This is a genomic window from Flavobacterium limicola (genome assembly GCF_003634755.1).
In the GTDB taxonomy this organism is placed as follows: Bacteria; Bacteroidota; Bacteroidia; order Flavobacteriales; family Flavobacteriaceae; genus Flavobacterium; species Flavobacterium limicola.
Window position 1 is genome coordinate 387,134 of sequence record NZ_RBXA01000003.1, and the last position, 12,348, is coordinate 399,481.

Annotated in this window: 10 protein-coding genes; 2 read left to right on the plus strand and 8 right to left on the minus strand. The window is 32.0% G+C overall.

What is annotated here, in order from left to right; translation table 11 throughout:
• Positions 1-117: 117 nt before the first annotated feature.
• Positions 118-3,324: a cytochrome c biogenesis protein CcsA gene (locus BC952_RS11705; RefSeq protein WP_121365822.1), complete on the plus strand. Its 3,207-nt coding sequence runs from the start codon at positions 118-120 to the stop codon at positions 3,322-3,324.
• Between the two features lie 104 nt (positions 3,325-3,428).
• A complete protein-coding gene (locus BC952_RS11710) occupies positions 3,429-4,088 on the plus strand; it encodes a M15 family metallopeptidase (protein ID WP_121365823.1) in 660 nt (219 codons plus the stop codon).
• 4 nt (positions 4,089-4,092) lie between these two features.
• On the opposite strand, the gene BC952_RS11715 is transcribed toward BC952_RS11710, so the two are convergent.
• The 8 genes from BC952_RS11715 to tsaD form a co-directional block, all read right to left on the minus strand.
• Positions 4,093-4,659, minus strand: a complete 567-nt coding sequence (locus BC952_RS11715) for a hypothetical protein (protein ID WP_121365824.1) — start codon at positions 4,657-4,659, stop codon at positions 4,093-4,095.
• A 1-nt stretch (position 4,660) separates the two neighbouring features.
• The gene (locus BC952_RS11720; RefSeq protein WP_425269362.1) at positions 4,661-5,833 is read right to left on the minus strand and encodes a THUMP-like domain-containing protein; all 1,173 of its coding nucleotides are present in this window, start codon (positions 5,831-5,833) and stop codon (positions 4,661-4,663) included.
• A gap of 11 nt (positions 5,834-5,844) precedes the next feature.
• Complete coding sequence (locus tag BC952_RS11725; protein ID WP_121365825.1) at positions 5,845-6,936, minus strand: AI-2E family transporter; 1,092 nt, start codon at positions 6,934-6,936, stop codon at positions 5,845-5,847.
• Between the two features lie 79 nt (positions 6,937-7,015).
• On the minus strand, positions 7,016-7,963 hold the full coding sequence (locus tag BC952_RS11730) for a zinc metalloprotease (protein ID WP_121365826.1): 948 nt from the start codon (positions 7,961-7,963) through the stop codon (positions 7,016-7,018).
• A gap of 358 nt (positions 7,964-8,321) precedes the next feature.
• Positions 8,322-9,269: a zinc metalloprotease gene (locus tag BC952_RS11735; RefSeq protein ID WP_121365827.1), complete on the minus strand. Its 948-nt coding sequence runs from the start codon at positions 9,267-9,269 to the stop codon at positions 8,322-8,324.
• Positions 9,270-9,821: 552 nt separating this feature from the next.
• Complete coding sequence (locus tag BC952_RS11740) at positions 9,822-10,460, minus strand: DUF4159 domain-containing protein (protein ID WP_121365828.1); 639 nt, start codon at positions 10,458-10,460, stop codon at positions 9,822-9,824.
• Between the two features lie 17 nt (positions 10,461-10,477).
• The gene (locus tag BC952_RS11745) at positions 10,478-11,185 is read right to left on the minus strand and encodes a 16S rRNA (uracil(1498)-N(3))-methyltransferase (RefSeq protein WP_121365829.1); all 708 of its coding nucleotides are present in this window, start codon (positions 11,183-11,185) and stop codon (positions 10,478-10,480) included.
• Between the two features lie 3 nt (positions 11,186-11,188).
• Complete coding sequence (tsaD, locus tag BC952_RS11750) at positions 11,189-12,211, minus strand: tRNA (adenosine(37)-N6)-threonylcarbamoyltransferase complex transferase subunit TsaD (protein ID WP_121365975.1); 1,023 nt, start codon at positions 12,209-12,211, stop codon at positions 11,189-11,191.
• Between the last annotated feature and the right edge of the window lie 137 nt (positions 12,212-12,348).

A 12,348-nucleotide genomic window follows, 5' to 3' on the forward strand; every position in this document is an offset into this window, starting at 1 on the left:
CTTTTCAGGCTTTGAGATTCATTCTTATTTTTGGATTAAATTAACAAATGTCAGAATATAGAAGTCAACATTTTTAAGTACTTTTGTGGCACTTTTACAAAACATAATCCCATAAAAATGGATAAAAAAATATTCTCTTTTTTGTTTTCTACCCGCTTAATGGCCTTCTTATTTATTTCCTATGCTGTTGCCATGGCCACCGGAACTTTTATCGAAAGTAAATACAACACCGATACCGCTAAAATTTTAATTTACAATGCCTGGTGGTTTGAAGCCATACACGTGTTTTTCTTAATCAATTTCATTGGAAATATTAAGCGTTACCAACTCTTAAAAAAAGAAAAATGGGCTACTTTATTACTCCATTTATCTTTTATCTTTATTATTGCGGGTGCTTTTGTAACGCGTTACATTAGTTATGAAGGAATGATGCCCATCAGAGAAGGCGCTTCGGAAAATCAAATTTTTTCAGATAAAACGTTTCTGACTGTTTTTGTTGATGGTGAATATAAAGGGGAAATGAAGCGTCGCGTTTTTGAAAAGCAAGTGTTGCTTTCTCCGGCTGTAAACAATAATTTCCGTATTTCTGAAAAGTTTGCCGACACACCATTTGAAGTAAAATATGAAAATTTCATAATGGGAGCCAAAGAATATATTAAGGCTGATCCAAAAGGGACTGTGTTTTTGAAAATTGTAGAAGCTGGAGATGGAGGTCGTCATGAACATTTCTTGAAAGAGGGCGAAGTACAAAATATTCACAATGTATTATTTTCTTTAAATAAATATACAGACGGTGCTATAAACATCAACACCACTGGTACTGAATATACGATTCAAACACCTTTTGAAGGTAATTTTATGCGAATGGCAGATAAATTACAAGGAAAAGTGACTAAAGATAACGCGCAACCTTTGATGATGCGTTCGTTATACAGCATAGGTGAAATGCGATTTGTATTTCCAGATCCTGCCGTAAAAGGAATTGTAGATTACGAATCGGATAATGATTTCAAAGCTAAAACCCATGAGGATGCGGTAACGGTAAAAGTTATTGCTGACGGTCAAGAAAAAACTGTTACTGTTTTAGGTTCTAAAGGTAAAATAGGAGAGGCCAAAACTGTAAAAATTGGGAATATCGATTACTCTTTTTTCTACGGAAGTAAAGCATATGTGTTACCTTTTAAGATAAAATTGAACGATTTTATTGCCCAGAAATATCCAGGAACCGAAAAAAGTTATTCTTCGTTTGAAAGTAAAGTAACCGTTCAAGATACAGAACCATTTGATGCCAGAATTTATATGAATAATGTATTGGACCACAAAGGATATCGCTTTTTTCAGTCTAGTTTTGATCCTGATGAAAAAGGAACTGTTTTATCTGTAAACCATGATTTTTGGGGAACAGCGCTAACTTATGCCGGTTATTTTATGTTGTATTTTGCAATGATGGCGATTATGTTTACCAAATATTCTCGTTTTGCGGACATCAAACGTAAACTGGAAGTGGTTAAAACTAAGAAAGCTAAATTGTTGACCATTTTAGTTTTTATGTTCAGTTTTAGCAGTTTTGCGCAAGAACAGGAACACAATCACGCGGATCATGAAGGACATGCACATACGGAAGCAGAAGCAGCACCTGCAACACACGCAAATCATTCTAAAAAAGTATTCAGTCAGGATGAACTGAATGACTTGATAACTAAGTATAAAGTTCCTGCCGAACATGCTGCAAAATTTGGTAGACTTGTAATTCAAGATGGTGGCGGTAGAATGAAACCGATTAATACGTTTTCATCAGAATTGTTGCGAAAAGTAAGTCAGAGTGATTCATACAATGATATGAATTCAGACCAAGTTTTCCTATCAATTACTCAGTATGCCAGCTATTGGATAGAGATTCCAATCATTCATTTAAGAAGAGGAAATGACAGTTTAAGACAAATAATAGGTGTTGATAAGAAAGCTAAATTTGCACCTTTTGTGGCTTTCTTTGATGCTAAAGGTAATTATAAACTTTCTAAATATTTAGAAGAATCATTTAAGGCGGCTAACCCCAATCAATTTGAAAAGGATTTTATCGAAACAGATAAAAGAGTAAATTTGATGGAATCTGCGTTAAGCGGTCGAATATTGAAAATTTTCCCTATTCCGGATGATAAAAATAACAAATGGGTTTCTTATTTAGAACTCAACGAAGCAGGTTTCAAAGGGATGGAAGCTACGTATACTAAAAATGTATTGCCTTTGTATTTTGGTTCTTTGGCAAACGCTTCAACTTCTAATGATTACAAAACTGCCGATGAATTACTGGAAAGTATTAATGGCTTCCAAAAACGTTTTGGTAGTAAAGTGAGACCAAGTGAAGAAAGAATTACATCAGAAGTGTTGTATAATAAATATGATGTTTTCAATAAACTTTTTTATTGGTATGTTTTAGCGGCAATTTTGATGTTGTTTTTTGCAATTATGCGAATCTTCAAAGAGCGCAAAGGATTAGCTATAGCAGTAAATACAATGCATATAATTATAGGATTGTTATTTGCATTGCATACTGTGGGTTTAATTACCCGTTGGTATATTTCCGGTCACGCACCTTGGAGTAATGCGTATGAATCAATTATATATATTGCTTGGGCTACCATGTTTTTTGGTTTGGCTTTCGATAGAAAATCAAAACTTACTGTGGCTTCATCAGCTTTTGTAACCGCAATGATTCTTTGGGCTGCAAATCTAAACTGGATTGATCCGGAGATTGCAAATCTGCAACCAGTTTTAAATTCGTATTGGTTGATGATTCACGTGGCGGTAATTGTGGCTAGTTATGGACCGTTTGCATTAGGATTTATTTTAGGAGCAGTTTCATTGTTGTTGATTTCTTTTACAAATGAAAAAAACAAAACCAAAATGGATTTGAATATTCAGGAAATCACTTATATCAATGAGTTAGCATTAACGATAGGTTTGATAATGTTGACTATTGGAAACTTCCTTGGCGGACAATGGGCCAATGAAAGTTGGGGACGTTACTGGGGATGGGATCCAAAAGAAACTTGGGCATTGATCAGTATTATGGTGTATGCTTTTGTAATTCATGCCCGATTTGTTCCTTCTTTACGAGGAAAATGGATTTTCAATTTAATGAGCATGTTTGCTTTTATATCTATTTTGTTTACGTATTATGGAGTGAATTTTCACTTGGTAGGACTGCATTCGTACGCAAGTGGAGAAGCACATTCATTGAGTTGGATTTGGTATTCTCTTGGAGCAATTACGTTGTTTGGTGCTGTTTCCTATCCAAAATATAAGAAGTATTATAAAAAATAAGATTTTTTTGATTCTTAAAGCTGTTCTTTTGAGCAGCTTTTTTTGTTTTTAGAAGTACTAAAAAAACTTCTTTAATTGTATTATTTTTATAAAAAATATATGCTATGAATTTCGACTATAAATTATCTTTATTATTATGCTCTTTTTTTTGGATGGTTAGCTGTCAATCGCAAAATGTGATTTATGATAAGGAAGAAGTCAAAAATCAATGTATTAATGACAGTACGTTTGTAAATTTAAAACAGTACAGTCAAGATTTTGTCTATGATATGAAATATGCTACAGCTGATAATTTCTTAAAAGCAAAAGTCTATGACTGTGGAGAATGTTTTTTACGGCTAAAAACGGTTAATGCACTTATTGAAGCAAACAAAAAGTTTATTGAAAAAGGATACAAAATCAAAATTTTTGATTGTTATCGTCCTTTAGACATTCAGAAAAAAATGTGGAAAATTGTTTCCAATCCAAAATACGTTGCTAACCCTGCCAAAGGTTCTATCCACAATAGAGGAGGAGCAGTAGATATTACTTTAGTAGACCGTTTTGGAAATGAATTAGACATGGGAACTTCCTTCGATTTTTTTGGAATAGAAGCAAGTCACAATTATCCAAATGTTTCAGAAGAAGTGAAGGAAAACAGAATAGTATTGAAAACTATTATGACAAGTAGCGGTTTCAATTCTTTTGATTCCGAATGGTGGCATTACAACTTAAAGTCCGGATTGGATGATGCAGTTTCTAATGTTAAATGGGAATGTAAATAAGTACTTATTCAATGCATTTTAAGTTATCAATGAAGTAGTTTTCCGGATTGTAAATTTCATTAGTTAATTCAGATTTAAACTCTTTTTTAAAGACATAATCTTCTGTATCTGTTAAATATTTAATTCGCATCATAGATACTGGAGAGCTTTTTAATTCTTGAAAGCTATCTTTCATAAACATAAAAATACCAGAATTAATTCTATTGTCAAATCCTTTTTCATCATGGATCAAGGTGCCGCAATTTTCTTGATCAATATGAATTAACGTAATTATTTTTCCATTATTTAACTGCAAAAATAATTTGGAGTTTTTGTCGAAACAATTCGCTTTTATAAAATCTTTACTTTTTTGAATTAATTGAACTGTTAAAGTGGGTAATCCATCTGTTAATGCTAAAGAATAAAAAATATAACTAGAATTTCCACCGAAAACTTTCTCATTAACTATATACTCTTTGGTTGATCTGTAGGTTCCAATTGAATCATTCACATTAGCGCTATAATCACATGGTTTTTGAGCAAATATGTTCAGACTGAAGAATAATAAAGTTATTGTAATAATGTATTTCATTTTATGATATTTTAGTGCAAATTAAAACAATTTTATAATTATTTTCATCAGTTGTAAAAAAACAATATACATTTCCACCATCTTTTATTTTCCATTTTTTTCGAATACTTTCTACACTGTCAGGAAAATTCCGTGTAGTAATATTCGCTTGAGTATTTTCTAAATAAGATTTCATTTCCAGTTTGTTGTATGGGAAAAATTTTTGAATTTCAAAAACACGTCCTGGAAAAAATTTGATTTCAATCGAAGTGTATAAATGAGAATGTTTGTGTAGTTTATTTAAGTTGTAAAAGGAACCTACTTCATGAAATCCGCCTGATTTCATGATAGCGCTATTAGGTTCGTATAAATACTTTTGAGGTAAACTAAAGTTTGGCAATGTAGCATTATCGTTCAAAATAAAATCAAATGTTTCCAATTTTTCTTTTACGATATTAACTGTTTTGATATTTACATTTCCATAATAATCTTTGTGCAATTCCCATAATAATTCTTTTACTTCGTTTTCTAAAGCTACGATGTGAATGGTTTTCACGTGTTTCAATTCGGATAAACCCGCAGTAATATCAAGAAGCGGCGCAGTTTTTATAAGAACAGCATCTGAATTTCTAAAATAAAAATCTAAATTTTCAGGAACATTAGGTAAGCAATCTTTAAGCAAGAACACTTTTCCTTTGGCATCATTTCTCCTGGAAGGATCAATATATATCCAGTCCCATTTTGTATTTAAAGTATTTAAAGTGATCAAACTATCTCCTGGATAGCAATTGATATTCGGAGCATTTAATTGTTCAAAATTATGTTTTACAACCGCTGATAGTTCTAAATTGATTTCGCAATGGACAACATTTTTTATTTTTTTTAGAAAATAGTAATCGTCTACACCAAAACCTCCTGTCAAATCAATTAAACTTTCTCCTGAAACTATGGAAGCTTTATATTGCGCTGTTTTTTGTGATGAAGTTTGTTCTATTGATATTTTACTGGGATAAATAATATTTTTGGCAGCAAACCAATTCGGTAATTTATCTTTTGCTTTTGTTTTAGCTTCAATTTGGTTCAAAATATGAATCCAATCCACGTCAGGAAAGGGATTTTTTTGGAGCGCTAATTTCGAAATGCTCGTGCCAATATTCGCATTGATAAATGCTTGTATTTCGGGATTTAAAAGCATTAAATCCAACATTAAATATCTTTTGTTAATAGTATGATAATTTTGTTTTCTGGGAAAAATTCTTTACCCATTACTTTAATTATGGTGTAAAGAGGCACTGCTACTATCATTCCTAATATTCCAAAAAGGAAACCTGCAATCAGGATAACAAGAAATATTTCCAACGGATGTGAGCTTACACTTTTTGAAAAAATGATGGGCTGTGATAAATTGTTATCGATAATTTGAACAATCCAAAAACCAATTAAAACATAAATGGTGGTTGGTAAAATTTCAGATTGAAAATCACTTCCCAGATTGCTTAACATGGTTAGAATTGCCGCTAAAAAGGATGCTATAAGCGGTCCAATATATGGAATGATGTTTAGAACTGCACATAAGAAGGCTATAACAAGAGCATTTGGAACCCCAAAAATGAATAATACAATTAGGTATAAAAGGAATACAATGAATAATTGAAGTAATAATCCAATGAAATAACGTGATAACAAGTGATTTATTTTTTCTAAGGAATTTAAAATTTGATCTTCATGGCTATTTGGGATTAGTTTTTTTATTCCTAAAATGAACATTAATCGGTCTTTTAGAAAGAAGAAAGTAATGAATAGTACGGAACCTAATCCTACGCCTAAACTACTAATTGTGCCTAGAATTGTATTTAAGAAGTTAGGTATGAAATTAAAATTTATTTTAGAGGTAATGTTTGCTTCCTTTAAAACTTGTGCAGAATCAATTTGGTGATTGTCCAAAAACACAGTGATTTGATTGATTAACTGGACTATGTTTTTTTCAATTTCAGCAGTGTTAAGAAGTGACAGGTTTTGTCCTTGAGATAAAATCAAAGGAACAAACATCATTATAAACCCGAATATGATTAGTATAAAAATAAACAAAGTTGCTATGGTTGCAAAAATATGCTTGAACTTTAATCGCTTTTTAAAAAAATCTAAAATAGGATTTCCTATTAATGTAAGTATGAATGATACAACAAGATAAATCAGTACGGATTGAATTTGATAAAAAAAGAACAATACTAAACCACATAAAGTTAATGTCAATAATGCTCTAAGAATCCCATTTGAAATGGTTTTTGATGTAATCATGTTTCTATTTTAGAATGTAAATATAAAAAAAACTCGCTAACAAGTAGCGAGTTTTAAATTCTAAAAAACTAAAAAAAAATTATATTCCGAAACTTGCTCTTGCTCCACCTGAAACAAAAACTGCACTCATTCTTGATTTTTGTCCGTTAGAGAACATGTACATTCCTCTATCGTCAGTATAATCCATGTAGTTCATTGTCATTTCAACTGGGTTACCAGAACAAGTACTGTAATGCGGATAAGCTGGAACTCCAGCATTTGCTGCATTGTGGGTAGGTGTATCTGACACTAAATCACTACCACAAGTTGCATCACCCCAAATATGACGTAAGTTCATCCAGTGTCCTACTTCATGTGTTGCTGTTCTTCCTAAATTGAAAGGGTATACAGCTGTACCCGTATTTCCTAAATATTTAGAATCTATCACAACACCATCAGTAGAAGAAGATCCTCCAGGAAATTGAGCATAACCTAGGATTCCACCACCAATAGTACAAGCCCAAAGATTCATCTTTGTAGTTGGAGAAGTTGGAGCAATTCCGCCTTGAGAAGCAATTTTCATCGCATTGTTAGTGCCCCAAGAAGTTTTAGTAGTTGATTTTCTAATTACTTGATCTAAAACAAAAGAGATTCCTACGTTGGCTTTAACTCCAGAGAATAATGAAGGAACACTATTGAAATCGGAGTTAGCGGCATTAAAATCTTTATTTAATACATCAATTTGAGACTGAATCTGTGCTAATGAAATGTTTTCGGCAGTAGTTCTGTAAAGAACATTTACCACTACAGGAATTTGAACTTTTCCGTTTACTAAACGGGCTGATGACATTGCTTTTTGTGTGAATGCTTCAATTTCGTTCATTCTTAAGGCTAAAGTTGGATCAGCCTTCATTTGGGCAGCTAATACATCTTGAGATGCACAACCACGTTTTGTAACTGCATCAGCTGATTGAACAATTTCTGTTGTGTCATTTTGACAAGAAAAAAGCATCAATAATGCTACAGCAGATAAAAGAATTTTTTTCATAATAAATTTGGTATAAATTAATAGTTTTGGTTAATTAAGTAGCAATTGTATAACAATTTTTGATAATAACAAATTTTTAAAACATTTATTTGAAAAATAATTTAAAAAAAGAGTTAAAATTATGTCTTTAGTATAAGAATAATAAAGGCTTCAGCTTTACTATTTTAAACTAAAGGAATATGTTGCTATAAAATAAAATTTATGGAGTTAATATCATCCGTATGATTATGTCGAAAAGTATAGTCATAGTGTTTTTTAAATAAAAAAGAGACGATTTATAGACTCCCCAAATAGTGTTTAACTTTTTGGGGAATTTTTTTTAGGTCGCCTCTTTTATTTTATAAAGCTTGAAAGAAAATTAGATTCCGAAACCTGCTCTTGCTCCACCTGAAACAAAAATTGCAGCCATTCTTGATTTTTGTCCGTTAGAGAACATATACATTCCTCTATCATCTGTGTAATCCATGTAGTTCATAGTCATTTCTACTGGAGTTCCAGTACAAGTGCTGTAATGTGGATACGCAGGAACACCATAGTTAGCAGTGTTGTGTGTAGGCGTATCAGAAACTAAATCACTTCCACAAGTGGCATCACCCCAGATGTGACGTAAGTTCATCCAGTGACCAACTTCGTGAGTAGCTGTTCTTCCTAAGTTATAAGGGAAAGCTCCCGATCCGGATAAGCCAAAATATTTTGAATCGATTACAACACCATCAGTAGTTGTTGATCCTCCAGGAAATTGAGCATAACCTAAAATACCTCCGCCAATAGTACAAGCCCACATGTTAAGTTTTGTTGTTGGTGAAGTAGGATCTAAACCTCCTTGTTTTGTTTTTTTCATAGCATCTCTAGTTCCCCAAGATGTTTTAGTAGTAGATTTTCTATTTACTGTTTCTAAAACGAAAGTTATACCAACATTTGCAGCAACTCCAGAAAATAAAGCAGGAGTACTGCTGAAATCTGAATTAGTAGCATTAAAATCAGCATTTAATACATCAATTTGAGATTGAATTTGAGCATCAGTAATGTTTTCTGCAGCAGTTTTGTACAATACGTTCACTACAACAGGAATTTCAACTTTACCGTTTACTAAACGACCAGTTAGCATTGCTTTTTGAGTAAATGCTTCAATTTCGTTCATTCTTAAAGCTAAAGTTGGATCATTTTTCATTTGTGCTTCAAGAACTTCTTGAGAAGCACAACCGCGTTGAGCTATTGCATTAGCTTCTGGTGCTACTTCTGTTGTTTCATTTTGACAAGAGAAAAGCATCAATAATGCTACTGCAGATAAAAGGATTTTTTTCATAATAAAGTTGTTATATATTAATAGTTTTGGTTAATTATTTCACAATTTTATAACAAATTTTTCATAAAAAAAACTATTATTTATTTTTTTTCAAAAATAATTGGCAACACCTACGTTTTACGGGTTTCCGTAAAATTCAATAATTATATTTTTAAGTGTTTTCTGATAATAGAATTTTATTAAAATTCTAAAAAGCTTTTTTTTTTAATTTTAATAAAGTAATTTATGATATATTTTGTCAAATTATGTTTAAAAATACTAATTTTAATGAGAAATATTGATTTTTAAAATTTAGTAAATTAGTAATAAATCAGACTAATCAAGCTTATGATAATTTAATAATGCTGAAAAATTATGCTTATACATCCGTTGATTTTCAATAATTATTCATTTCACAACTGATTGATTCTTAATTTTATGTTAAAAAGTAGATTGTAAAATGACTTATGATTTGCTCATGAAATTTGATAGTTTAGAAAGGAAAAAGTAAGCAAAAAAAGGAGAGAAAAGTTACGAGATTACCCTTTTAAATTTTAAAGGGTTTTAAAGATATTAATTATTAAAAATATAGCTAATAATATTAGCTCCCATTTTTAATGCTTTTTCTCGAATTGCTACTGGGTCGTTATTAACTTCAGGATCTTCCCAACCATCTCCTAAATCGCATTCGTAGGTGTAGAGTAGAACGAGTTTATTTTCTATAAAAAGACCAAAGGCCTGAGGTCTTTTACCATCATGTTCGTGTATTTTAGGTAAACCAGCAGGAAATGAATAGGGTTTTTGGAAAATAGCATGATTCGCTGGAATTTCAATTAAGTCATTATTGGGGAATATTTTTTTGATTTCTTTTTTAATATATTTATCCATACCGTAATTATCGTCAATATGAAGAAATCCTCCGGCCAGTAAATAGTTTTTAAGATTACTTACTTCAGTATCATTAAAAACAACATTGCCATGACCAGTCATGTGCACATAAGGATATGAAAATAAATCAGGACTCCCTGGTTCAACAGTTGCTGGCTTGGTCTTTATTTTGGTATTGATATTAGCATTACAATATTTTATCAAGTTAGGCAGCGAAGTTGGATTAGCATACCAATCGCCACCGCCACTGTATTTTACCAATGCAATTTCTTGTGAAAACAAGGGTGTTGAAAGGATTAATAGTAGATAAAATAGTTGCCTCATAATTAAATTAGTTATTCTTAGTCCTCATTAACAAATACTACACTGTGACAGGCAACAATTGCAGCGGTTTCTGTTCGTAATCTAGTGTTTCCCAATGAAACGGCAGTAAAATCATTTTCAAGTGCCAAAGTAATTTCTTTTTCGGAAAAGTCGCCTTCAGGACCTATCAATATTGTGATATTTTCATTTGGTTTCAAAACGGATTTCAGTGTTCTTTTATCCGTTTCTTCGCAATGTGCAATCAGTTTTAAACCTTCATTTTTAAGTTTGACAAATTCCTTAAAGGTGATGGCCGGATTCAATTTAGGAAGATATAATTCATTGGATTGCTTCATTGCGGTCAATAAAATTTTATCAAATCGTTCGTTATTGATGACTTTCCGTTCCGAATGATCACAAATAATGGGCGTGATTTCATGTATGCCAATTTCGGTTGCTTTCTCCAGAAACCATTCGTAGCGGTCATTCATTTTAGTTGGCGCTACTGCCAGATGCAATCTAAATTTTGAAGGAGGTGCTTTTTCAAACGAAATAATTTTAACCGTGCATTTACTGTCTGAAGCTAGTGTGATTTCAGTTTTGAATAATGAGCCTAAACCATTGGTAACGAATAATATGTCGGTATCTTTTTTGCGTAATACTTTAATGATGTGTTTGCTTTCTTCTTTGTCAAAAGAAAAAACTTCAGTGGATTCCGTAATAGTTGGATTGTAAAATAATTGCATAATTTATAGTTGTATTCTTGCTTTAGAAACTACAGATGAAGTTTCAAATGTTTGAGTTAAAAATTTTTGGTAACCCACAATTCCAATCATTGCAGCATTATCAGTAGTATATTCAAATTTAGGAACAAAGGTTTTCCAACCGTATTTGTTCTCGGCTTCTTTCAATGTATTTCTAATTCCTGAATTGGCAGAAACGCCTCCACCAATGGCAATTTGTTTTATTCCGGTTTCTTTTACGGCTAATTTTAATTTGTCCATCAAAATTTCAATAATCGTATGTTGAATGGAAGCGCAAATGTCATTTAGGTTTTCGTCAACGAAATTTGGATTTTCTAATTTTTTCTTTTGGATAAAATATAAAATTGCTGTTTTTAGTCCCGAAAAACTAAAATCTAAACCGGGAACTTTTGGTTTGGTAAATGCAAATGCTTTTGGATTTCCCAGTTGCGCATATTTATCAATCAAAGGACCGCCTGGATAGGGAAGGCCTAAAATTTTAGCACTTTTATCAAAAGCTTCTCCAACTGCGTCATCTGTAGTTTCTCCAATCACGGTCATGTCAAAAAAGTTAGCTACTTTAATGATTTGAGTATGTCCGCCACTTATGGTCAAAGCCAAAAAGGGAAAGCTGGGTTTTTCAAAACCATCTTCCTCAATAAAATGGGCTAAAACATGTGCTTGCATGTGATTTACCGCAATCAATGGAATTTGTAAAGCAACAGCCATTGATTTAGCAAAAGAACTTCCTACCAAAAGGGAACCCATAAGTCCAGGGCCTTGTGTGAAAGCGATTGCTGATAACTGTTCTTTTTGTATATTTGCCTTGCGAAGTGCAGCATCAACGACAGGAACTATATTTTGTTGGTGTGCTCGAGAGGCTAGCTCAGGAACTACTCCACCATATTGATTGTGAATCAGCTGATTTGCCACAACATTTGACAATACTTTATCGTTTTGTAAAATGGCAGCAGCAGTATCATCACAGGAACTTTCGATGGCAAGAATAAAAACCTCGGGATTTTGCATAAAAAGGCATAAATTTTGAATTACATTTGACAAGTCGATTTTAAAAATCTTTTTGTAAAATCCAAAATTAGAGAATTTTTATTAAAGGTGCTTGTGTTTCCAATGGCAAAATGAAATTTTAGAACATTAAATAATAT